The organism is Sphingopyxis sp., from assembly GCF_035944815.1.
Taxonomy (GTDB): domain Bacteria; phylum Pseudomonadota; class Alphaproteobacteria; order Sphingomonadales; family Sphingomonadaceae; genus Sphingopyxis.
On record NZ_DASZAU010000009.1, the window covers coordinates 766,745 to 790,527 of the forward strand.

Annotated in this window: 19 protein-coding genes; 4 read left to right on the forward strand and 15 right to left on the reverse strand. The window is 65.3% G+C overall.

Going from position 1 to position 23,783, the window contains the following annotated elements; all coding sequences use genetic code 11:
• Positions 1-15 precede the first annotated feature (15 nt).
• From VGU00_RS14305 to VGU00_RS14350, 10 genes are all read right to left on the reverse strand, one after another.
• Positions 16-1,422 carry an FAD-dependent oxidoreductase gene (locus tag VGU00_RS14305; protein WP_327469587.1) on the reverse strand — a complete coding sequence of 469 codons (1,407 nt, stop codon included), beginning with the start codon at positions 1,420-1,422 and terminating at the stop codon, positions 16-18.
• A complete protein-coding gene (locus VGU00_RS14310) occupies positions 1,419-1,787 on the reverse strand; it encodes a cupin domain-containing protein (protein WP_327469589.1) in 369 nt (122 codons plus the stop codon). The genes VGU00_RS14305 and VGU00_RS14310 overlap by 4 nt, the downstream gene beginning before the upstream one ends.
• 22 nt (positions 1,788-1,809) lie before the next feature.
• Positions 1,810-2,535, reverse strand: coding sequence for an amino acid ABC transporter ATP-binding protein (locus VGU00_RS14315; RefSeq protein ID WP_327469591.1), 726 nt, complete (start codon positions 2,533-2,535; stop codon positions 1,810-1,812).
• Positions 2,532-3,185 (reverse strand): amino acid ABC transporter permease, encoded by a 654-nt coding sequence (locus VGU00_RS14320; protein WP_327469593.1) that lies wholly within the window; start codon positions 3,183-3,185, stop codon positions 2,532-2,534. The genes VGU00_RS14315 and VGU00_RS14320 overlap by 4 nt, the downstream gene beginning before the upstream one ends.
• Positions 3,185-3,940 carry an ABC transporter substrate-binding protein gene (locus tag VGU00_RS14325; protein WP_327469595.1) on the reverse strand — a complete coding sequence of 252 codons (756 nt, stop codon included), beginning with the start codon at positions 3,938-3,940 and terminating at the stop codon, positions 3,185-3,187. The genes VGU00_RS14320 and VGU00_RS14325 overlap by 1 nt, the downstream gene beginning before the upstream one ends.
• Positions 3,941-3,973: 33 nt before the next feature.
• Positions 3,974-6,403 carry a penicillin acylase family protein gene (locus VGU00_RS14330; RefSeq protein ID WP_327469597.1) on the reverse strand — a complete coding sequence of 810 codons (2,430 nt, stop codon included), beginning with the start codon at positions 6,401-6,403 and terminating at the stop codon, positions 3,974-3,976.
• 22 nt (positions 6,404-6,425) lie between these two features.
• Positions 6,426-7,622, reverse strand: coding sequence for a M20 aminoacylase family protein (locus VGU00_RS14335; protein ID WP_327469598.1), 1,197 nt, complete (start codon positions 7,620-7,622; stop codon positions 6,426-6,428).
• A gap of 114 nt (positions 7,623-7,736) precedes the next feature.
• On the reverse strand, positions 7,737-9,368 hold the full coding sequence (locus VGU00_RS14340; RefSeq protein ID WP_327469600.1) for an AbgT family transporter: 1,632 nt from the start codon (positions 9,366-9,368) through the stop codon (positions 7,737-7,739).
• Positions 9,369-9,443: 75 nt separating this feature from the next.
• On the reverse strand, positions 9,444-12,449 hold the full coding sequence (locus VGU00_RS14345) for a TonB-dependent receptor plug domain-containing protein (RefSeq protein ID WP_327469602.1): 3,006 nt from the start codon (positions 12,447-12,449) through the stop codon (positions 9,444-9,446).
• A 161-nt stretch (positions 12,450-12,610) separates the two neighbouring features.
• Complete coding sequence (locus VGU00_RS14350; RefSeq protein ID WP_327469603.1) at positions 12,611-13,528, reverse strand: LysR family transcriptional regulator; 918 nt, start codon at positions 13,526-13,528, stop codon at positions 12,611-12,613.
• Positions 13,529-13,631: 103 nt separating this feature from the next.
• Between VGU00_RS14350 and leuC the strand changes: the two genes are divergently transcribed.
• The 3 genes from leuC to VGU00_RS14365 are packed head-to-tail and all read left to right on the forward strand — an operon-like array spanning position 13,632 to position 16,583.
• Positions 13,632-15,068: a 3-isopropylmalate dehydratase large subunit gene (gene leuC, locus VGU00_RS14355; RefSeq protein ID WP_327469604.1), complete on the forward strand. Its 1,437-nt coding sequence runs from the start codon at positions 13,632-13,634 to the stop codon at positions 15,066-15,068.
• Positions 15,068-15,691: a 3-isopropylmalate dehydratase small subunit gene (leuD, locus tag VGU00_RS14360; RefSeq protein WP_327469605.1), complete on the forward strand. Its 624-nt coding sequence runs from the start codon at positions 15,068-15,070 to the stop codon at positions 15,689-15,691. Before leuC ends, leuD begins: the two co-directional genes overlap by 1 nt.
• The gene (locus tag VGU00_RS14365) at positions 15,681-16,583 is read left to right on the forward strand and encodes an alpha/beta hydrolase (RefSeq protein WP_327469606.1); all 903 of its coding nucleotides are present in this window, start codon (positions 15,681-15,683) and stop codon (positions 16,581-16,583) included. Before leuD ends, VGU00_RS14365 begins: the two co-directional genes overlap by 11 nt.
• Positions 16,584-16,734: 151 nt before the next feature.
• Here VGU00_RS14365 and VGU00_RS14370 read toward each other — a convergent pair whose 3' ends face one another.
• From VGU00_RS14370 to VGU00_RS14390, 5 genes are read right to left on the reverse strand one after another with little or no spacing between them, the layout of a single operon-like run.
• On the reverse strand, positions 16,735-17,880 hold the full coding sequence (locus tag VGU00_RS14370) for a 12-oxophytodienoate reductase (RefSeq protein WP_327469607.1): 1,146 nt from the start codon (positions 17,878-17,880) through the stop codon (positions 16,735-16,737).
• Positions 17,880-18,683, reverse strand: coding sequence for an alpha/beta hydrolase (locus tag VGU00_RS14375; RefSeq protein WP_327469608.1), 804 nt, complete (start codon positions 18,681-18,683; stop codon positions 17,880-17,882). The genes VGU00_RS14370 and VGU00_RS14375 overlap by 1 nt, the downstream gene beginning before the upstream one ends.
• A gap of 8 nt (positions 18,684-18,691) precedes the next feature.
• Positions 18,692-19,153 carry a nuclear transport factor 2 family protein gene (locus VGU00_RS14380; protein ID WP_327469609.1) on the reverse strand — a complete coding sequence of 154 codons (462 nt, stop codon included), beginning with the start codon at positions 19,151-19,153 and terminating at the stop codon, positions 18,692-18,694.
• 24 nt (positions 19,154-19,177) lie between these two features.
• Positions 19,178-20,470: an acyl-CoA dehydrogenase family protein gene (locus VGU00_RS14385; protein WP_327469610.1), complete on the reverse strand. Its 1,293-nt coding sequence runs from the start codon at positions 20,468-20,470 to the stop codon at positions 19,178-19,180.
• Between the two features lie 19 nt (positions 20,471-20,489).
• The gene (locus VGU00_RS14390) at positions 20,490-21,242 is read right to left on the reverse strand and encodes a glucose 1-dehydrogenase (RefSeq protein ID WP_327469611.1); all 753 of its coding nucleotides are present in this window, start codon (positions 21,240-21,242) and stop codon (positions 20,490-20,492) included.
• Between the two features lie 276 nt (positions 21,243-21,518).
• Between VGU00_RS14390 and VGU00_RS14395 the strand changes: the two genes are divergently transcribed.
• Positions 21,519-23,780, forward strand: coding sequence for a TonB-dependent receptor (locus tag VGU00_RS14395; RefSeq protein WP_327469612.1), 2,262 nt, complete (start codon positions 21,519-21,521; stop codon positions 23,778-23,780).
• Positions 23,781-23,783 lie beyond the last annotated feature (3 nt).

A 23,783-nucleotide genomic window follows, 5' to 3' on the forward strand; every position in this document is an offset into this window, starting at 1 on the left:
CCGCAGCGCGACTTTTCAGGGTTCGCCCAAAAAGGTCGCGAGCGGCGCGTCGAGCGGCGGGTTCCGTCCGGCGGTCTCGGCAAGGTCCATCCGCAAAAAGGCATTCTGGACATAGCGGATGCCCGCCCAGCGCAGCGGCTCGACTTCCCAGTTCGGTGCCTGCGGGCGCAGATAGGGCGCGTGCGGATCGGGCGCCGCGCCGGCGACCAGCCCGGCGAGCGCGCGCGCCGCGATCGCGCTCGTGATGACGCCATGCCCTGTATAGCCATAGGCGTGACCGATCCGGCGGTTGCTGTCGAAGTCCACCGTCGGCAACCAGTCGCGGGGCACGCCCAGATAGCCCGCCCAGCGGTGCGAGAACTCGACGCCCTCCAGCGACGGCCACCATTCGAGCAGCCGGTCGCGGATCCAGCCGAAATTGGCATTTTCGCGCAGCGCCGTCTCGCTCATGTCGGAGCCGTAGCGATAGGGGGCGCCGCGGCTGCCGAACAGGATGCGCCCGTCTGCGGTGCGCGTCAGATAATTGGTCGTGTGGACATAGGAGCTGAGGCACTCGCCGCCGGCCCAGCCGACCCGATCCCACTGCTCGGCGGTCAGCGGCGCGGTCAGCATGATCGTCGAGGCCATCGGGATCAGCCGGCGGCGATAATCGGGCAGGCCGGTCAGGAACGCCTCGCCGGCGAGGAGAACCGCGCGCCGCGCCCGCAGCGTGCCGCCGGTGGTGACGAGCGCGGGCAGCATCCCGGCGCTCACCTGCAGCACCTCGGTCCCCTCATAGATGCGGACGCCGCGCCGTTCGAGCGCACGCGCCAGCCCGCGCACCAGCCGACCGGGGTGGATGGTGCCGCCGACGCGCAGCCGCAGCGCGCCATGCACGTCGGTCGCATGCACCGCCTCATGTGCCTGTCCGGCGTCGAGTAACTCACAGACATCGGCCATGCCAAGTTTCGCATAGGCGTCGTAGGAATGCAGGAGCGAGGGGACTTGTTTGGCGCTGCGGGCGATGGTGAGGACGCCGACCGGATTGAAATGGGCGTCGATGCCTTCCTGTTCACAGATGCGACCGACCTCGTCGACCATCGCCTGCTGCGCGAACAGCATCGCGCGCGCGGTCTCGGCGCCGAAGCGGCGGGTGAGGGCGGCCGGGTTGATCGGAAAGCGCGGCGAGCACCAGCCGCCGTTGCGTCCCGACGCACCGAAGCCGCAAAACTGGCGCTCGACGATCGCGATCGACAGCGTCGGGTCGGCCTGCAGCAGGAACCATGCGGTCCATAGCCCCGAAAAACCACCGCCCAGAATCGCGACGTCGACAGTCTCGTCGCCGGCGAGCGGCGCGCGCGGGGTCAGGTCGTCGCCGGTGCTGGCGAGCCAGTAGCTTCCGACGTCGGCGGGGGGGAGGGCGGCAGAAAGCGGGCGCGTCATCGCGCGGCTTCCGCCTCGTCGAAGACGATGAAGATTTTTTCGCTGTCGCTCAAAATCTCCCATGTCCCCCTGCTGCGCGGCGGGAAATAGACGGCGTCGCCGGCGCCGATGTGGATGGCCTCGCCTTGGTCGGGCCGGAAGATCGCCTCGCCGGAGAGAAAGTGGCAGAATTCGGCCTGCACGACCTGCCGGCGCCAGACGCCGGGGGTGCAGTGCCAGACACCGTGACGGCTGGCGCCCGCGCCAGGGATCGCGGCCGATCGGACCTGCGACACCGGCTGACCCAGCGGCTCGGCGACGGGGGCGATCGCGGCGGCGGCGAGCAGTTCGTGCGGGCGAAAAAGGCTGATCGCGTCGGCGGTCATGGACGGCTCCCTGATATTGATGTCATAGCGGATGGCGGACCCGGCTGAGGAACAGCCGGGTGCGTTCGGCGCGGGGGTTGGAAAGCAAGTCGGCGGCGGGCCCCTGTTCGGCGATCACACCCTCGTCGACGAAGAAGATCTTGTCGGCCACCTCGCGCGCGAAGGCGATCTCGTGGGTGACGATGATCATCGTCATCCCGCCCTCGGCAAGGTCGCGCATCACTTTCAGCACCTCGCCGACGCGTTCGGGGTCGAGCGCCGAGGTCGGCTCGTCGAGCAGGATCGCGCGCGGCTCCATCGCCAGCGCGCGGGCGATGCCGACGCGCTGTTGCTGGCCGCCCGACAATTGGCGCGGATAGGCGCCGGCATGGTCCGCCATGCCGACCTTCGCGAGCAGCGTCATCGCGCGCGCATGCGCGTCGGCGACCGGTTGGTTCAGCACATGCACGGGGCCCTCGATCACATTTTGCAGCGCGGTGCGGTGCGGGAAGAGGTTGAAGCGCTGGAACACCATGCCGACCGAGGCGCGGATCGCGGGCAGCGACTGCGGCGTCACCGGCAACCCGTTGACCGCGATCGATCCGCCGTCGTGCCTTTCGAGCCCGTTGATGCAGCGCAGGATCGTCGATTTGCCCGATCCCGAGGGGCCGATCAGGCACGCGACCTCGCCCGCCGCGACGTCGAGGCTGACGTCCTTCAGCACCGCGCGGCCGCCGAAGCTCTTCTGAAGGTTGCGAACCTCGATCATCGGCGTGCGAACCGTCGTTCGAGCCAGCGGACCCCGGCCGCCATCGGCAGGCTCGCCGCCAGATAGAGGAGGGCGATGAGCAGATAGACGGTTCCGTTCTTGAAGGTCGAAATGGCGAGCAATTGTCCCGCGCGCGTCAGTTCGGCGATCGTGATCGTCGAGGCGATCGACGAATCCTTCAGCAGCATGATCGTCGTGTTGCCGAGCGAGGGCAGCGCCGCCGGTATGCCGAGAGGCAGCACGACACGGCGCATCAGCACCGGCCAGCGCATGCCGAGCGCGGTTCCAGCCTCGACCAGATCCTTGTCGACCGACGACAGCCCGCCGCGGAAATTTTCGGCCTGATAGACCGAATAGGCGAGGCCGAGGCCGAGGACGCCTGCCGCGAAGGGCGGCAGGTCGACGCCCCATTCGGGAAGCACGAAATAGATGCAGAACAGCTGGACGATGATCGGGATGCCGCGAATGACATTGATGATCGCGCGGCTGATCCAGCGTAAAGGTGCGAAACGCGAATAGCCCATCAGCACCCAGATAAGGCCCAGCAGGATGCTGACGATCAGTGCGCCGCCGGTGAGGAGCAACGTCATGCCGAGCCCGCGCAGCAGCACCGGCAGGAATTGGGCGGCGTCGGCGAGGAACGCCTCCATCAACCGAGCTCCCAATGATGGAGGATCGCTGGAATTTCGGCCGCCTTGAGGAGAGCAATCGCATCGTCGAGGCGTGGGAGCAGCGGGCTGCCCTTGGCGACGATCAGGCAGAGGTCTTCGCGGACCGGTGGGCGGAACCCCGCCGACATGCGGACAGGACGGCGCGGGCCGACGCGAAGCTGGTAGCGGAGGATCGGGTCGTCGCCATAGCCGGCATCGATCCGGCCGTTAGCAAGGTCGCGGACGATCTCGCCCAATCCGTCATAGGTGGTGACGCGCGCAACCCCGGCGGCATGAAGCTGATCCACGAAGCGCGTGCCGACCTGTGCCCCGACGCGCAGGCGCCGCGCCGCCGACAGCGAGGGATAGGCGGCGCCGTCGTCGCTTCGCACCACCAGTCCGCCGCCATAGGAAAAGACCGGCGCGCTAAAATCGACGATCTTCGCGCGGTCGGGCGTCCGCTGCATCGCCGCCGCGATCATGTCGACCCGCCCCGTGGTCAGCGACGGGATCAGTGCCGAAAAGGGTGCGGCGCGATAGTCGCCCTCTGTCCCGAGGTGGCGGAGGACGGCTCTCGCGATATCGATCATCGCGCCGGTCAGCTCGTTCGTCGCCGGATCGACGAAACTGAACGGCACGCCGGTGGGCGAGGAGCCGACCCATATCTCGTTCGGTCCGCGCTGCTTCTGCGTACAGGCTGCGAGCGGCAGTCCGGCGATCAGCCCCAGCATCGCGCGCCGGGGCAGCGGCGTCACCGTCGGTCGGGGGGCATGCACCGCCGCCGCCCGCTAGCGCGCCGGGGGGCTGTATTCGAGCGTCACGCTCGACGTCGCCGTCTTGCGGATTTCGTCGGGGACGAGCGTGATCTTCTTGAGCTCATTGGTCTCGTGCATCATCGTCTGGTCGGCGAGGTGCCGATTGCCCTTGCCATCAGGGTCGATGAACAGATTTTGCCCTCCGGCATCGACGACCGAATAGAGCGCGCGCCGGTCCGCGCCGATCTCCATCAGCCCGACCCAGCTTTCGCCGCCATTATGCGGCGCCATCGTGGGCCCCAGTCGCATCACGGCAGACAGGCGGCGTTCGGGCGCGTCCTCGGCCATCTGCGGACGGTCCGGGGTTTCGAGCGATGCGTCGAAATACTTCCAGAAGATCGGCTGCTTCCACTCGGCCATGTCCTTGCCGGGGAAGCGTGCCTTGACCTCGGCGATCGTCGCCTTGATCGTGTCGATCATCACCGCAGTGCGATCGCGCCCGCCGAAATAGTCGACGCCAAGCGGCGCGCCGGCGGCATCGCCCTGAAACGCCCGCAGCAACAGGCTCGACTGATAGGTCAGGTAGCGATCGGTATCGATCGTCTTCCACCAGTCGCCCATATCGTCGCCGAACAGCGTTCGCGGCGCGACTTCCAGCCAGGTGCGATATAGCGTCAGGCCGGGATCGTCATATCGCTGGTCGCCGTCGCGGTCCTGATAGAGGCCGTTGAACCCCAGCATATATTCGCCGGCGCGCTTGACCTCGGGGTCGTCGCTCGCTTCGATGGCCCCCCGAACATAAGGCGCAAAAAAGTCGGGCGCGGCCTGATTGCGGTCGACCGCACCCAGCGCATTGAAAATCTTGCCGTTGAACTCGCGCATGTCGAGCAGGGTCACCGCGCTGCCGTTCCTGGCGAGCCGGTCGCCGAGCCAGGTGCGGAAGGTCGCGCCGATGCGGGCATTGTCGCCTTCCTGCGACCAGCCGGTGGCCTTGCTGTTCCACGACATGAAATAATGCTGCTTCGGGTCGATCATGTGCGGCTTTTCGTCGCGCGTCAGGAAGCCGGTCCATTCATATTCGCCGGTGCCCGGTGTCGGCAGCCGCGGATCGACCCCGGCGGCTTTTTTGGGGAGCGCGCCGCCCTCGAAATAGGCGATCGTGCCATCCTCGCCGCCATAGCAGGCGCCGAGGTTCCAGCCGAGCCGGTCGACCCCTTTTTCGCGGAATTCGGCGAGGCTTTTGGCGCGCCCCATTTCGGCGAAGGCCACCCATGTGTCGAGTTCGCGCCCGTGGACGCCCATCTGCTGCGAATAGGCGGTGCCATTCTCCGCGTCCCACGCGATCACCGGACCGTGGATCGTCCATGCGACCTCGTGCGTGACCGGCGCGCCGTCCTTGATCTTCAGCGTCTCGGTACGGTGCTCCATCTTCTTCCATGCGCCCTTGTACCAATATTCGTAGCGGTTCTTCGGGTTGAGTTTTTCGGCAAAGGTCGTGCCCGCCTCGCTGCTGCCCGACACGAGCAGCCAGCCATGCTGGGCGCCACGTCCCATCGTCGGGACGCCCCAGCCGGTCGAACCGAACCCGGCATTGTCGAACCCGCCGCCGTGCAAATGGATTTCGGGGCCGTCGGCGGTCGCCTCGAGCATCAGCACCTTTCCGCTCGCCGATTTTTCGGGACCGATGACCAGACAGCGGCTCGCGCCCTTCACCGGCGCGGCGGGCGCACTTTGAGCCGCCGCCGACGCCGCATCCTTGTCGCCGGGCAACTGGACCGGGGCACGGACCGGTGCCGGGGTCGGACGCACCGGGGCCAGATCGTCGCCAGCCGGAATGGTCGTCGGCGAATCCGGGTCGGAAATCGGCACGACGTCGTTGAAAATCTGCCACGCTTTTTCCGCGCCATGACGGTCGGTCATCGCTTTCAGAAATTCGAGATTGCGGATCTCGTAGGTGTCGCGGCCGAGCGGCGCGGCGGTAATCAGCGCGAGATATTCGGTCAGGCTCCAGCGCGTCGGCTTGATGCCCCAGCGGATGAATTCGAGCGGCGTCAGGCGGCCGGGATCGGCGTTCACTTCGTCGATGCGCTTGTTGATGCCGTCGACCATCGCCTGGATCATGGTGCGGTGCTCGGGCGCGAGCGCCTTGTATCGCTGCATCAGCACGGCGTCGGACAGCTTGCGGCCGCGCATCACCTTGTCGGTTTCGATCGCCGATGCGCCCACCAGTTCGGCGCGGCGCCCCTGCGTATTGTGCCGCGCCAGTTCCATCGCGGCGAGCCGATCGTGCGCGATCGCGTAGCCGGCGCCGAACATCACCGCGCCCGATGTTTCGGCCTGCACATGTGGCACTCCGAAATCGTCGCGATAAATGCTCACCCGTTCCTGCGCCTGCGCGGTCGGCGCCGCTGCAAGCCACAGTGCGGCGGAACCATGGAGCAGGGCGGCAATCGAACGGCGCATCGGGACGGTCTCCGGGATTTGTTTATTTCGGCAGGAAATTTTCGGCCAGCGCGACCCACAGCGCCGCACCCGTCGGCGAAATGCTGTCGTCATAGGCATAGTGCGAATTGTGGAGCATCACCGCACCCGGCCCCTCGTCGCCATTGCCGAGCAGCAGGAAGCAACCGGGAACGACGTCGAGATAGCGGGCGAAATCCTCGCCCCCCATGCCCGGCGTGTCGAGGTCGACGAAGCGGTCGGGCCCGACGACGCCGATCGCGATGTCGCGAACCCTCGCGTAAAGGTCGGCCGGGTTGTGGAGGGCAGGATAGCCGCGCTCATAATGGAGTTCGGCGGTCGCGCCGAACGATGCGGCAACCCCTGTCACGATGTCGCGCAGCCGCTGCTCGGTCGCGTCCTGGCTCGCGCGCGACAGGGTGCGGACGGTGCCGCCCATGCGCGCTTCGTCGGCGATGATGTTGAAGGCGGTGCCCGCCTCGACCTTGCAGATCGACACCACGGCGGCGTCCATCGGATCGGTGTTGCGCGCAACGATGCTCTGTACCGCGACGATGATCTGCGCCGCGACCAGCACGGGATCGATCGTCAGGTGCGGCCGCGCGGCGTGGCCGCCCTTGCCGGTGACGACGATCTCGAACTTGTCGGCGGCGGCGTAAAGCGCGCCCGCGCGCCCGGCGAGCTTGCCGGCGGCGATGCCGGGGCGGTTGTGGACCCCGAAGATCGCCTCCATCGGAAAGCGCTCGAACAGCCCGTCGCGGATCATCGCGCTGGCGCCGCCGTCGGGGTCGCCGCCGGGGCCCTGATAGCCGAGAGACTCCTCGGCGGGCTGGAAGATCAGGTGCACCACGCCGTCGAAATTGCGCGTGGCGGCAAGGTGTTTCGCGGCGCCGAGCAGCATCGTCGTATGCCCGTCATGGCCGCACGCGTGCATCACGCCGGGGGTGCAGGATTTGTGATCGGATTCGGTGAGTTCGGTCATCGGCAGCGCGTCGATGTCGGCGCGGATGCCGATCGCGCGCTCCGATGATCCGGACCGGATCGTCGCAACGATCCCGGTTCCCCCGATGCCCGCGTGAACCTCGTCGACCCCGAAATCCTCGAGCAGGTCGAGAATGAAGCGCACCGTGCCGTCTTCGTGAAATCCGAGTTCGGGATGCTGATGGATGTGCCGGCGCCAGGCGGTCATGTCGGCTTCGAGCGATGTCAGGTCAACGGACATGGGGACGCTCCTCCTGGCGCAGCGGCGAAGTCAGGCTAGGAGCGACATCGGGCCGACCCCAATGCTTATTGGACATGGTTGCATGTCGTCCGGCGAAATTCGTCATCGTCTTCCTCATGGTACGGCGTGCGCTGCGACCTGATAGAAAACCTGCGCATGCGGTCCGAGCGGCAGGTCGAACACTACCCACGCGACGACCATCATGATCCCTGTCGCCATGAAACAGAGCGCATAGGGCAGCATCAGCGCAAGCAGCGATCCGACCCCCATCGACTTGTCCCACCGCTGGCAAAAGACGAGGACGAGCGGGAAATAGCTCATCAGCGGGGTCATGATGTTGGTGTAGCTGTCGCCCATGCGATAGGCGGCGGTCGTCATTTCGGGGCTGATGCCGAGAAGCATGAACATCGGCACGACGACCGAAGACAGCACGCTCCATTTCGCCGTGGACGATCCGATGAACAGGTCCATCATCGACGAAAGGAGCAGCACGCACACGAGAAGCAGCGCCGGCGGCAGGTTCAGGCCCTGAAGCTTTTCGGCGCCGCCGATCGCGATGATCGGGCCGATGCCCGACCAGTTGAACATCGCGACGAAGTGCGCGGCGAAAAAGACGAAGACCAGATAGGGCGCGATCGTCTTTACGCCCTCGCGCATCATCGCGATCACGTCGTTCGAATTTTTGACCGTACCGACGGTGCGGCCGAAGACGATACCCGTGAGCAGGAACATCAGGAACAGCGCCGCGATCATCGATGCGTAGAGTGGTTGCAAGCGGATCGGACCTTCGGCGTCCTGATCGATAAAGGGCGTATAACCGGGCCAGAGGCAGAGCGCCGCGAACAGCGCCGAGACCAACAGCGCGGCGATGCCGGCGCGCCGAAGCCCCCGCCGTTCGGCATCGCTGAGCTCGCCCTTTTCGAGATCGGCGCGAAGCTCTTCGTCGACTTCCTCGTTCCAGGTCCCGAGCCGGGGTTCGACGACGCGGTCGGTGATGAACCAGATGATCGGCGTGAAAAAGACGACGATGCCGAGGATGAAATACCAGTTGCCGAGCGGGTTCATCGTCCAGCCGGGTTCGACGATACGAGCGGCTTCCTGCGTGAAGCCGAACAACAGCACGTCGAGCTGGCCGGGCATGATATTGCCGGCATAGCCGCCCGAAACGGCGGCGAGCGCGGCGGCGATTCCGGCGAGCGGATGGCGCCCGACCGAAGCGAAAAGGATCGCGGCCATCGGGATCAGCACGACATAGGCGGCATCGGCGGCGTGGTGCGACACCATACCGACGACCGCGATGATCGGGGTCATGTAGCGGCGAGGCGTCCCGCGCAGCGATCCGCGGATCAGCGCGAAGAACAGGCCCGAACGCTCGGCCACCGCGGCACCCATCATGATCGTCAGGATGATGCCGAGCGGGGTGAAACTGGCATAGGTGCGCGGCATTTCGGTGAACAGCCGCGCGATATTGTCGGCGGAGAACAGGCTCGACGCGCGATAGGTGAGCATGCCGCCCGCCAGTTCGGCGCCCGCGGGCGCCTCCTTGCCCGAATAGGGCAGCGAAGCGCTCCACCCGAGCGCTGCGCCGATCGCCGACACGATCATCAGTAGGACGATCAGGTAGAGAAAGATGATCGTCGGGTCGGGCAGCAGGTTGCCCACGCGTTCGACGACGCCGAGGAAGCCCCTCTGCCGGGAAGGGCGGATGGTTTCGGCACTGATGATCGCGCCTTCCTGACCGGCCAAGGTGGATTCTCCTTCGAAAACGACATGAGGCCCGCGCGCGGGAATGTCACGCGGGCCTCACCCTGTCGGTCGGGATCAGAAGTTCACTTCGAGCCCGACCCGGACGACGGGACCGAATTGATCGAACCCGCCCCCCGACGGGTCGATCACCTGAACCGATTCCATCACCGGCAGCTTTTCGTTGAAGAGGTTGGTGACGCCGAACGAGAATTTCGCTTCCTGCTTGCCGTTCATGGACAGTGTGTAGGATGCCGAAATATCGTTGTAGAAGCGCGATCCCGTCCGGTCGGGCGACAGCAGTTCGCGGCTGATCCCCGGCGAAATGTCGGTCAGCGCCTGGCTCGATTGATAGCGCCCCTGCCAACCCACCGTCAGCGGACCATTGCTGTAGGTCAGCCCGACGACACCCTTATATTTGGGGTAGCCATAGAAGCCTTCGAGCACGGTGTAGAGGTCGGGTCGCGACTGGAAGGTGTAGGTCCGGAGGCGGTGCAGGTAGGTGAAGGCGAGGTTCGCTGAAATGCGGCCCCCGCCGACCGGCCGTGCGTAAAAGAGCTGCGTATCGAGCCCCGACGTTTCCAGCTTCGACGTGTTCACATAGGTGCTGTTACCCGTCGTGATGCCGAAGAAGTTCGGGCTGGCGGGGTTGGATTCGCGGGTGATCAGCGCGCAGAGGTCGAGATCGGGGCCGCCCGCACGGTCGACGCAATTTTCGGCGATCTGCTGCGGGCTCAGGAAGCTGATCGCATCGTCGATCTCGATGTTGAACCAGTCGGCCGAAATCTGGAGCCCGGGCAGGAAGTTGGGCGTGAGCACGATGCCTGCGGTCCAGCTGTCCGACACTTCGGGGCTGAGATTCTGGTTGCCCGATACGATGAACGGCACCCCGACACCGCCGTTGAGCGGCGTGAAGCCCGCCGGGCGGCCGAGCGCGGCGCAGTTGGCGGCGCGGTTCGGGTTGAGCCCGAGGTTGGTCTGCGCACAGGGGTCGTTGACGTTCGTCGTCTGCCCCTCGCTCGGGCGGAAGGCTTCGAAGATATTGGGTGCGCGGATCGCGCGGCTGATCGTCGCGCGCAGGCGCAGGCCGTCGGTCGGCTCCCAGATCGCGCCCGCTTTCCACGACGTCGCCTGTCCGGCATGGCTGTAATCGGCGTGGCGAACCGCGCCTTCGACCGACAGCAATTTGAAGAAAGGCATGTCGGTCAGGATCGGCACGCTGAGCTCGCCGAAAAATTCGGTGACGTGATAGCCGCCCTCATAATCCTGCGTCGCCGCCTGGTTGGTGAGGCCCGCCTTGACCAGCGGGTCGGTCGTGCGGCCGTTGCGTTCCTTGCGATATTCGGCGCCGAGCGCGAAGCCGACCGCGCCGCCGCCGGGCATCGTCAGGAACTTCTCGGTGTCGCCGGCGAGCGAGAAGCCCGCGGTCGTCTGCCGGATGAACGCCTCCGACACCGTCGTCGCTTTCACGAAGTTGCGGGCGTCCTGCGAACTCGCGATCGATCCGAAAGGATTGAACGGCGAACAGGGGGCGCTGCCCTGGATGTTCGGGCGGACATAGCCGACCGGCTGCAGGGCCGGCACGTCCATCCGGCACCGGATCTGGCCGCTGCCGGGGTCGACGACCGCGTCGAGCGCGGCGAGCAGGTTCGGGACGACAAGGCGATTGTAGCCGATGAACTTCGCCTTCGTCCGGCCATAGGTGCCGTAGATGTCGTAGCGAAGGTCGGCGAAGCCCGTTTTGAACTCGCCCTTGAATCCGCCGACGAACGACAGGCTGTTGCGGTCGACCTGACTGTAACGCAGGCCGACGTCGGTATAGAGGCGGTCGAGCCGCAGCGTGGTCGCGCCGGCGGCAAGCAGGTCCTGCCGGAAATCCTCGTTCAGATAGGCGTTCTGTGCGACGTTGATCGCGACGCCCGACCGGATCACCGGCTGGCCGCGGCCATAGCTCGACGTATTGTTGTAATCGACGCCGAAATAGCCGCGCACGCTGTCGCTGAAATCATAATGGGCGCTGAGGTTGAGGTTATAGCGTTCGATATCGGGGACGATCGAGATCGAATCGTCGAAACGGAAGCAGGCGACGCCGCAATTGTCGAAAATGCCGAACAGGCTGCCGTCGGTCAGGCTGGGCGTCGGAAAGGGGCGCGGCGTGCCGTCGTCGTTGAAGACGAAGCGGCCGAGCCCGCCGGTGTCGCCGCCGAAACCGACCACGCCATAGCCCGAGAAACGCAGCGCTTCGCCGCCGGGGACGACGATCAGGTCGGGGATGCCGTCGTCGGGGCCGGTGTCGGCGGGATTGAGCATCGCGACATAATTTTTCATGTCGGCCTGCCGCGGGGTGATTTCCTTGACCTTGGTATAGTCGCCCGCAACGGTGATGTTGCCGCGGCCTTCGCCGAAGTTCATGCCGGCAACAAGGCTGGCGCCATAGGTCAGGCCTTCGCCGCCGCGTGTCGGCTGCGACCCGTTGAACGACAGGCGCACGCCGTCGAAATCATCCTTGAGGATGATGTTGACCACGCCCGACACGGCATCCGAACCATAAATTGCCGACGCGCCGCCGGTAATGACTTCGATCCGCTCGATCAGGTTGGGGTTGATCGAATTGAGGTCGATGGCCGTGCTGTCGGTGGCGCCGGCGACGCGGCGCTTGCCGTTGACGAGCACCAGCGTGCGGTTCGAACCGAGGCTGCGCAGATCGACGAGTGCGAGGCCGCCGCTATTCTCGCCGCGCGAGCCCGAAGCGCCCGACTGCTGGCTTTGCTGCATGCTGCCCGAAAAGCCGATCGACGGCTGCTGTGCGAGCGCACGGCCGATGTCGAACTGGGCGTTATTATTGTCGAGGGCATCCGACGTCACGACGCCGACGGGCGTCGGGAGGTCGAGTACCGGGCGGCCGATGCGCGAGCCGGTGACGACGATATCGCTGCCGCCGTCGATTGCCTGTTCCTCGGTCGGTGCCACCGTTTCCTGTGCCTGCGCCGTGCCCGCGAGGCCGACGCAAAGGGAGAGTGCGAAAAGCGATGTGGAAATTCTGAGCTTGCCGTTTGCGACAGCCGTTGCCGGTCCCTGGATCATATTTTTTCTCCGCCCTGAACCCTGCCAAAGCCGTCCGTTCGTCGGTTAGTGCAAGGGCCCAGCCTGTCTATGGACATGCGGCGATCGATCCCAATGCCGGTTCGACATAGAATCATTCGTGCGGCGTAAGCGGCGTCTGCGCAGCATTATTACGTCGCGCGTCAGGCGGCTTCGGCCTTCAGCCGGTTCTTGAGCATGGTCCAGAAGGCTTCGACGCTCGGGCTTCGCCGCGCGATGGGTTTGTAGATCCGGATTTCGATCGGAACATGCCAGCGCGCATCGCCGGCGGCGACGAGGCGGCCGCTTTCAAGGTCGGGGCCCGCGAGACTGAGCGGCGCCCAGCAGACCCCGCGTCCGTCGCGGGCCATCGAAAGAAGCGCGGTCGCCATATGCGAGCGGAAGACCGTCCGCAGCGCCGCCGATCCGGCCGAGATCACCTGTGCCGCCTGCAGGATGCGGCCCATGCCCGACTTTTCCTCGAACTCCAGATAGGGCAGCGGCTGGTCCGCGCTGCCCGGCAGCACATGCGTCGGCGCGCCATCGCCCAGCGGTGCGGTCACCGGCATCAGCACATCCTCGCCGAGCGCCAGCGAGGTAAAGCCCGCGGGGTCGAGGCGGTGCGCGGCGGCGGTGTGGTGATGGCACAGCAGGAAATCGGCCTTGCCCTCGAGCATGAAGCGTTCGCAGGCGACCATATGGTCGGCGATCAGGGTGATCGTCCCGGCTTCATGCCCGTCGTGGAGGCTGCGGAGCCATGCGGGGAAAAAGCTGGTCGACAGCGCATGGGTCGATGCGAAGCGGATTTCGTTGCTGAGCGTCCCGCCGATTTCGCGGACATGGTCGCGGCCCAGCGTCAGCCGGCGCAATATCTCCTCGGCCAGCACACGGAACGCCTGACCTGCCTCGGTCAGCGCGATCCGGTGCGTGTCGCGATCGACCAGCGTCGCACCGACCCAATCCTCCAGCGCCCGGATGCGGCGACTAAACGCCGGCTGGGTCAGGTTGCGCGCTTCGGCCGCGCGGGAAAAATTGCCTTCATCGGCAAGCTTGATGAAGTCCTCGAGCCACATGATATCCATTTGCAGTCCACTCGTCGCATCAATTGATACTGTCCCGGCATTGGCTTCGTTCGAGCCGCGCACGGTAAGCCCCACCTGCGATTCCGCAGTGAAGGGTAGAAGAATGTCGGCGCCAAAAACGCTTTACGATAAGATCGTCGACGAACACCGCATATTATCTTTCGGCGAATCTGGCGGCGCCGGCGAACGATTGTTGCTCTATATCGATAGAACGGTGCTCAACGAATATACAAGCCCCCAGGCGTTCAGCGGCCTGCGCGAGGCCGGCCGGACGCCTTGGCGCCCCGCCGCGTCGCTCGGCGTGGTCGATCATGTCAATTCGACCAACCCCGACCGGAATGCCGGACATCTGGACGACGGCGCGCGCCGGCAGATCGAATATCTCGGCGAAAACGGCCGCGATTTCGGGATCGAGATATTCGACCTCTTCGACCCGCGCCAGGGCATCGAACATGTCGTAATGCCCGAACAGGGGCTGGTGCTGCCCGGCATGGTGATCGCCGCGGGCGACAGCCATTCGACCACCTATGGCGCCTTCGGCGTCGTCGGATTCGGCATCGGCACGTCGGATATCGAACATCTGCTGGCGACGCAGACGCTCGTCTATCGCCGCCTGCGGACGATGCGGATCGCGATCGACGGGATGCTCGCACCGGGGGTCACGGCGAAGGACCTGATCATGGAGGTGATCCGCCGGATCGGCGCCGACGGCGCTGCGGGCCATGCGGTCGAGTTTGCGGGGACGGCGATCGAGGCACTGGGTGTCGAGGCGCGTATGACGATCTGCAACATGGCGGTCGAATGCGGCGCGCGCGTCGCGCTGATGGCGCCCGACGACAAGGTGATCGACTATATAGCGGGTCGTCCGCGTGCGCCCTCGGCGGCGTTGCTCGCGCAGGCCCGCAGCGAATGGCAGGCACTGCGCAGCGATCCCGGTGCACGTTTCGACAAGGATGTCAGGCTCGACGCCGGCGAGATTCCGCCGATGGTGAGCTGGGGCACCAGCCCCGACCAGTCGCTTGCGATCACCGGCGTCGTGCCCGATCCCGACGAACTGCCGCTCGAACGCCGCGCCGACGCGGTGCGCGCGATGGCCTATATGGATCTCGCGCCGCACACCCCGCTGCAGGATATCGCGATCGACCGCGCCTTCATCGGGTCGTGCACCAATGCCCGGCTCAGCGACCTGCGCGATGCCGCGCGGATATTGAAGGGTCGTAAGGTCGCGCCCGGCGTGCGCGCGATGATTTCGCCTGGCAGCAGCGGTGTGCGCCGCGCGGCCGAGGAAGAGGGGATCGACCGCATCTTCATCGAGGCGGGCTTCGAATGGCGCCGCTCGGGTTGCTCGCTGTGCCTTGCGATGAACGATGACAGCCTCGCGCCCGGCGAGCGTTGTGCGTCGAGCACCAACCGCAATTTCGAGGGGCGGCAGGGGATCGGCGGCCGGACGCACCTGATGAGCCCGGCGATGGTCGCCGCCGCCGCGGTCACGGGGCGGCTCGCCGACGTCCGGACGCTCGCTGCCGAGGGGGCCGCCTGATGGAGCGTTTTCTCCGCCTGTCGGGGCGCGTGGCGGCGATGCCGGCGGCCAATATCGACACCGACGTCATCATGCCGAAGGCGTTTCTGAAGGGCATCGATCGATCGGGGCTCGCCATCGGTCTTTTCCATGACCTGCGTTTCGACGAAAATGGCGCGGTACGCGGCGATTTTATCCTGAATCGCGACGATATGGCAACTACGCGCTTCCTGCTCGTCGGACCCAATTTCGGCTGCGGATCGTCGCGCGAACATGCGGTGTGGGGAATGCTCCAATATGGCATTCGCGGCATCATCGGTTCCTCTTACGGAGCGATCTTTGCCGACAATGCGGCCAATAATGGCCTTCTCCTCCTGTCGCTGCCGCCCGAACAGGTTGCGGCGCTGGTGGGCGAACTCGACGACCGCGCCGGCGATATGACCGTCGACCTTGAGGCGCAGCGGATCGAGGCGGGCGGCTATGCGGGCGATTTCGACATCGACCCGGCGGCGCGGCGCGCGCTGATGCTGGGGCTCGACCGGATCGGCGAGACGCTGACGCACGCCGAACAGATCCGCGCGTTCGAGAAGTCCTATCTCGGCCGCAAGCCTTGGCTTATGAATGCTGGCAGCGATGAGCCCTAGCCCCGAATATCCCGAACTGATGCCGGGCTTCCGCTGGCAGGATGTCGACGCCGATGGAGTGCGCATCCGCACGGCGATCGGCGGATCGGGACCGCCGCTGCTGCTGCTCCACGGTCATCCGCAGACGCACCTGACCTGGTTCAAGGTCGCCCCCGCGCTGGCCGAACGTTTTACCGTCGTTGCGACTGACCTCCGCGGTTATGGCGACAGCCAGAAACTGCCGGGCGATCCCGCGCACGCGAACTATTCGAAACGTGCGATGGCGGCCGATCAGGTCGCGGTGATGGCGGCGCTCGGTTTCGACCGCTTCGACCTCGTCGCGCACGATCGCGGCGCGCGCGTCGCGCACCGGATGGCGCTCGACCATCCGGACCGCGTTGCGCGGCTCGCCCTGCTCGACATCGCGCCGACGGCGACGATGTATGCGCAGACGAGCAAGGAATTTGCGACGCGCTATTTCTGGTGGTTCTTCCTGATCCAGCCGTTCGACCTGCCCGAACGGATGATCGCGGCCGATCCCGACCATTTCCTCGACCGTCATCTCGCGGGCCAGATAAAGGTCGAGGGTTCGCTCGATCCGCGCGTCGTTGCCGAATATCGTCGCTGCTATCGCGATCCCGCGACGCGCCATGCGATCTGCGAGGATTATCGTGCCGCGGCGAGCATCGATCTCGATCATGACGCCGCCGACGCCGACCGACGGATCGAGGCGCCGCTGTTGCTGTTGTGGGGCGAGCGGGGCACGGTGGGCGAACTGTTCGACGTCATGGAAAGTTGGCGGCCGAGGGCGGTCGATATGCGCGGACGCGCGCTGCCGTGCGGACATAGTCCCCAGGAAGAGGTGCCGGACCTTTTGCTCGCCGAACTGGACAGCTTCTTCGCCGCCGCCTGACGGCCGATCGGCGAGTATGGTGAATGCTCGCGCGCGATTCCAATGGTCGGGACCAACGCATCGGTCGCGGCCCACGGGCTTGACGGGCTGGCTGGCGAGACAGGCTCAATAAGGCCTTCGGGCGTACAGAACCGGTATTCCGGCGCGGACGTCAATCATGCTCATATTGCGCGAGCGCAATAGCGCGGTCGTAGGCGGTCAACTCGTCGATACGGCGCTGCTCGATCTTTTCCAGCCAGTTGGGGTCGGCGAGGAGCACGCGGCCGAGCGCGACGAGGTCGAACTCGCCGCGGTCGAACATCGCGACAAGGTCCTCCAGTCGAGCCAGCATCGGCGAAGAAATGCCCTCGACGAAATCCTGCATCAGGTCGCGGTCCATGCCGACCGACCCGACGGTGATGACCGGCTTGCCGGTGACCTCCCTGATCCAGCCGCCCAGATTTTTCGGGTCGCTCGCATATTCGGGTTCCCAGAAGCGGCGCTGTGAGGCGTGGAAGATGTCGACCCCGGCGCGAACCATCGGATCGAGCCAGCGGTGCATCTCGTCGGGGTCGCGCGCGAGTTTGACGTCATAATCATAGGTCTTCCACTGCGAGACGCGCATGATGATCGCGAAATCCTCGCCGACGGCTTCGCGGCAGGCGGCGACGACTTCGGCCGCGAAGGTCGCACGGTCGGCGATGTCGGGGCCGCCATAACGATCGCCGCGCAGGTTCGTCCGGTCCCAAAAGAATTGGTCGAAAATATAGCCGTGCGCGCCGTGGAGCTCGATCGCATCGCAGCCGATCCGTTTGGCCGCACGCGCCGATTCGGCGAAGGCGGCGATCGTGTCCGCGATATCCTCGTCGGTCATCGCGCGGCCGCCGGGCACATCGGGCCCGGCAAAGCCCGACGGGCTGACGAGCTCTGCATGCGGGGAGTCGGGAAAGTTGAAATCGATGCAGCCGCCGACATGCCATAGTTGCGGAACGAACATGCCGCCTTCGGCATGCACCGCGTCGACTGCGCCCTTCCATGCGGCAAGCGGGGTATCGCCCGCGAAGATCGGCACCGTGTCGGCGGCGACGGTGTGGTCGATGGCGACACCGGTGCCCTCGGTGATGATCGTGCCGATCCCGGCGGCGGCGCGGCGGCGGTAATATTCGGCGCCGTCGCCGGTCAACACGCCGCCCGGTGCAAAATAGCGCGACATCGGCGCCATGCAGAAGCGGTTCGGCGCCTTCAGCGACTTGCAGGTGAAGGGGGTATGCAGCGGCGCGAGCAGGGCGGCCAGATCGTCGAGCGGCGCGGTGGTCATCAGGCTAGCGTCCTTATGAAGGCGAGCAAGGCGTCGTTATAGGCGGTCGGCGCCTCGAGTTGCGGCGAGTGGCCGGTATCCATCGTCAGCAGCGTGCCGTTTTGCGCGCAGTTGGCGGCAAAGCCCGCGATCGCCGGATCGGCGATCGTGTCCCTGACGCCGCCGATCGACAGGACAGGAAAGGCGAAGGAGGCGAGCAGGTCGCGCTGATCGAGCGTTGCGAGACAGGCGAGGGTGGTGCTTGCGCGCGGACCCGTCGCGATGAAGCCGCGCTCGACCCAGCCGATCATCGCCTCGCTCGCGCCTTCGCCCGACGCGCCCTCGGCGAGCGCGCGGAAGAAGCCGGGACGGTCGGCCGTAATCGCGGCGCCGATGCCCAATACATCTTCCGCCGTGCCCCCGTGCGGAAAGCCCTCGCCCTGCACATAGCGCGGCGACGCGCCGCAAGTGAGGACGATCCCCGCGACGCGCTCGCCGAGCAGTCCGGCCGCCGCTACGACCACCGCGCCGCCGAGCGACCAGCCGTTGAGCGCGACGCGCGGCGCGCCGCAGCGGTCGACGATCGCGGCGACATCGCGCGCGATCGCGTCGATCGACATGTCGGCAAAGTCGCGGTCGGACCGGCCGCAACCGCGATGGTCGATCGTGATAGCGGCATGGCCGTCGGCGAGAAGCGCCTCGACCGCCGATGCCCAATAGTCGCCCGACATGCCCCAGCCGTGGACGAGCACGACGGGCAATTTGGGGGCTCGGTGATATTCGTAATAGACGCGGCCGCCGTCGTCGGTGTCGAGATAGGCCATAGAAGCTCCTATACGGGCGGCGACAGCGTGACGCCGGGCAGCGGGTTGAAGTGATACATCTTCACCTTGCGGCGCGCGATCTTCCAGACGCCGCCGCGCCGCTCGAAAATATCGAAATAGCTCGCCGCGACGGTCTGCGCCTGTCCGTCCGAGGTCGTACCGATACAGTCGACGTCGCATACCCCCGTCGCGCGATCCTTCCCGTCGAAGGTGATGACGAGGTTGGTCGTATAGTGGCTCGAGGCGAGCCAGGCGTCCCAGAGGATGTCCTTGGTAACATGCGCGATCCCCTCGGCTCCCTCGAAGCTGCCGAAGGGCGGGCCGATGTCCCACACGGCGTCGGGCCACCAGATCGCGGCGAAGCGGTCCCAGTCGCGCTTGTCGAAGCCGTGGCAATAGTCGCTGACGAGATCGTGCATCGCGAACCGGCTCTCGACGCGGTCGAGGCGCTGTTCGATGTTTTCGGTCATTCGGGGCTCCCGGGGCTTGGCGTTTCAGTCGAGATAGGCGGCGAATTTTTCGCGGGCGGCGGCTAGGCGCGTCGGTACATGATAGGAGGGGAAGGTGCCTTCGGCGGGGCGCACGTCGCGCAATATGTCCTTGGCAACGCCGATCTTGTGGACCTCGGTCGGCCCGTCGACGATCCCCATCTCGGGCACATATTGCCACATATCCATCAGCGGCGTTTCGTTCGACATGCCGAGCGAGCCGTGAAGATGGAGCGCGCGATAGACGACGTCCTTGAGCACGTCCGGCATCGCTGCCTTGATCGCGCTGATCTCGCGCCGCACGGGGCGGGTGTAGCTCTTGTCGCGATCGAGCAGCCAGGCCGCATAGAGCACGTGCAGGCGGAACTGCAGGATCTGTGTGTAGCTGTCGGCGATCTTTTCCTGCACCATCTGCTTGTCGGCCAGCCGTTCGCCCTTGGTGACGCGGCTGACGACGCGCTCCTTCATATAGTCCATCGCCTTGTTGAGCATGCCGACGGTGCGCATCGCATGGTGGATGCGTCCGCCGCCGAGCCGCGACTGCGCGACCTTGAAGCCCGCGCCGACGGGGCCGAGCCGGCTCGCCTCGGGCACGCGGCAATTGGTGAAGCGGAGGTAGCCGTGGACGCCGCTGCCGATCTCGTCCTTCGGGCCGACCGCGGTGTTGCGCACGAATTCGAGCCCGGGCGCGTCGGGCGGGACGATGAGCATCGTCGAGCCCTCGTGCACCGGGACGTCGGGATCGGTGATGACCATGACGATCAGGAATTCGGCGATGCAGGCGTGGCTCGCGAACCATTTTTCGCCGTTGATCACCCATTCGTCGCCGTCGAGGCGCGCCTGGCAGGTAAATTCGCCGGGATCGGCGCCCGCCTGCGGCTCGGTCATCGAATAGCAGGAGACGATTTCGCCATCGAGCAAAGGCTGGAGATATTTCGCCTTCTGCTCCTCGGTGCCGAAGCGTGCGAGGATTTCGGCGTTGCCGGTGTCGGGCGCCTGCGTCCCGAAGACGGTCGGCGCAAAGCGGCTGCGGCCGAGGATTTCGTTCATCAGCCCCAGTTTGAGTTGCCCGAAACCCTTGCCGCCGAGGTCGGGGCCGAGATGGCACGCCCAGAGCCCACGCTTCTTCACCTCTTCCTTGAGCGGCGCCATCGCGCGCGCGGCGGGCGAATGCGGGTCGACATGCGCCGCGGGGTCGCGAAAGACGAGGTCGAGCGGTTCGACCTCCTCGGCGACGAAACCGCGCATCCATTCGAGCTGTTTCTCGAATTCGGGATCGGTCGAAAAGTCCCAGGCCATCAGCGGGCTGCCCTTTCGCTCATTGTCCGGCGTACCATGCGCCATCGACCCAGAGTTCGGCGCCCGACACATATTTTGCCTCGTTGGAGGCGAGGTAGAGGCTCGCGTAGGCGATATCCATCGGATCGCCGACGATGCCCATCGGGATCGATGCCTTGATCGCAGCGTCCTGTTCGGGGGTGATGTCGCCGAGGATCGGGGTCTTGATCTGGCCGGGAAAGATCGTGTTGACCCGGATGCCTTGCTTGGCGAATTCGAGCGCACCGGCCTTGCCCATCACGCGCACCGCTGCCTTCGACGCATGGTAGGAGATGGCGTTCGGGCTGCCGATAAGACCATAGAGCGAGCTGACGTTGACAATGGCCGCATTGCCCGAGGCGAGCAGGGCAGGGGCGGCCGCTTTCATGCCGAGGAAGACCCCGGTCTGGTTGATCGCGATCATGCGGTCCCAGCCTTGCCGGGTTTCCTGGGTAATGCCGCCGGGGTGGAAGATGCCGGCGTTGTTGACCAGCGTCGTGAGCTTGCCGAAGCGCGCGACGGCATCGGCTACGGCTGCATCCCAGCTGCCTGCGTCGGAAACGTCGAGATGGATGAAGGCCGCCTTGCCGCCTTCGCTTTCGATTGCGGCGACCACCGCGTGGCCTTTGTCGGCCTGCACATCGCCGATCAGAACCGCCGCGCCTTCGCGGGCATAAAGGATCGCCTGCGCCTCGCCCAGGCCGCTCGCGCCGCCCGAGATCAAGGCCGACTTACCGGCCAGCCGGTCTGCCATAATTCACTCTCCCATTCGGTGTTTATCGTTGGCGAATCTTCTTGCACACTTACTAGATGAGAACAAGCAAGAATAATTTTCTGCACCGTAGTGACCATAAATAATATATAATATCAACTAGATAAAATAATTCTTTCCGAGGCTTTGATGCGGAAATATAAAATTTGCTTGTCGATAACAAACAAGTGGGGCATGCTTTGATCGGAGCGTGACTCACGAGAACCGCACAAGCGGCCGCGAGCGACCAATGCGCCCGTCGATGGGAGAGAATTCATCATGATCGATCGCGTGAAATCCGTGCGCCTTCTGGCCACCGCAGCAGTCATCTTGTGTCCGGCATCGGTCGCCAGCGCGCAGGAAGCGCCCAGCGAGACCCGAGCGGAATCGTCTGGCGGTCTCGAGGAAATCGTCGTCACCGCCCGCAAGCGCGAGGAAAGCATGCAGGACGTGCCTGCGTCGATCAGCGCTTTGTCCGCGGGCGAGCTCGACCGGCGTTTCGATTCCGACGTGCGCGACTTTGCCGACTCGTCGCCCAACATCGTTATCGACGACACGCAGCAGGGGCCGGGAGGCGTCGCCGCGGTCTATATTCGCGGCATTGGCGTCGCTGACGTCGAGAAGTCGGTCGATCCGGCGGTGGGCGTGGTGTTCGACGATGTCTATATCGGCCAAAGCTCGGGCAGCTTGCTGAAGGCGATCGATATCGACCGCGTCGAGGTGCTCCGCGGGCCGCAGGGCACTTTGTTCGGGCGCAATGCCACCGGCGGCGTCATCAACCTCGCGCGCTCGCGCCCGACCTACGACCTCACGGGCAAGGCGCGCCTGACCTATGGCCGCTTCGACAGCTGGAAGGTCGAAGGCGTGGCCAGTACGGGGCTCTCCGACACTATCGCGGTCAAGGTCAGCGGCGCGTACGAAAAATCCGACGGCTATATTTTCAACAGCTTCCAGAACCAGGACGGACAGCGGTCCAAATTTTATGCGCTGTCGGGGGCGCTCTTGTTCGAGCCGACCGACAATCTCGACATCCAGCTGAGCTACGATCATCAGAAGACGAAGCAGGACCCGCCGCAGCTGCTCGCGGTCAACCGGCCGACCGATCTGTTCTGCACGGCCTATAACCAATGTTCGCCGGCGCCGGGCGTGCCGACGTCGGGCGACCGCTATGTCAGCGTATCCGACGGCCGGCTCGAGAAGAATGCGACCTTCAAGCTCGACATGGCGATCGCCAAGGCGACCTATGACCTGGGGTCCGACATGCAGGTCGACTATATCTTCGGCTGGCTGAAAACCGATGAAGAAATCAATCAGGATTTCGACGCCGGGCCGCAGACGCTCTATCACACCGACCGGCCCGCGCGCTGGCGCCAGACGACGAACGAACTGCGCCTGACCAAGGGCGGATCGGGGCCGCTGACCTTTGTCCTTGGCGGGTACCTCTGGGACTCGCGCTACACGATCAATCTCAAAAATTATATCGGCTTCGCGGGGCCGCCGCTGCTCACCAGCGCGCAGGATGTCCGGCAAACGAACAAGTCCTGGGCGATCTATGGCGAGGCCGATTACGAGATCGTCGACCGGCTGACGCTGACGGTCGGCGCGCGTTATACCAAGGACAAGAAATCGAGCATCGTCAACGACCTGCCGATCTTCTTCTACGGCACGACGGTCGAAGAAAATCCGACTGGAAGCGCGCCCGGCGTGATCGTCATGGCCGATCCGGTGAAGAAGAGCTGGTCGAAGTTCACCCCGCGCGTGTCGCTTCGCTATGAAATCACCGACGAGGCGATGATCTATGCGCTATGGTCGCGCGGCTATCGCGGCGGCGGGTTCAACGGGCGCCCGTCGACGATCGGCGCGGCGACGATCCCCTATGATCCCGAAACGCTCGACAATTATGAGGCCGGGTTCAAGACCGAGTTCGCAAACGGCCGCGTGCGCCTGAACGGCGCGGCGTTCCTGATGAAATATGACGATATGCAGCAGGACCTCGACGTGCCCGCGCCGGGGACCTCGACCGGGCGTGAGAATCGCACGATCAATGCGGCGTCGGCCGAACTCAAGGGGTTCGAACTCGACCTCACCGCGCGCGTCGCCGATGGCTTCACGCTCAACGGCAACCTCGGCTATCTCGACGCGAAATATAAGGATTTCGTCGGCGACATCTACAGCACCGGAACGCCGATCGACGCGAGCTTCCTCAAGATCCGCCGCGCCCCGAAATGGACGTGGAGCGTCGGCGGGACCTATGAAGCCGATATCGGCAGCAATGCGTCGGCATGGATTTCGGGCGACGTCCATTATGTCGGCGCGCACGAGATCACCTTCCTCAACAACCCGAACTTGCGCAACGGCGGCCAGTATCTGGTCGACGCGTCGATCAACGCCCGCTTCAACAAGACGACGGTCAGCCTGTTCGGCAAGAATCTGGCCAACGAAAAGGGCTGGACGATCGGCTATGATGTGCAGGGGGTGTGGAGCTATGCCGCACCGCGACCGCGGCGGACGTGGGGCGTTGCCGTGACGCAGGCTTTCTGAGCG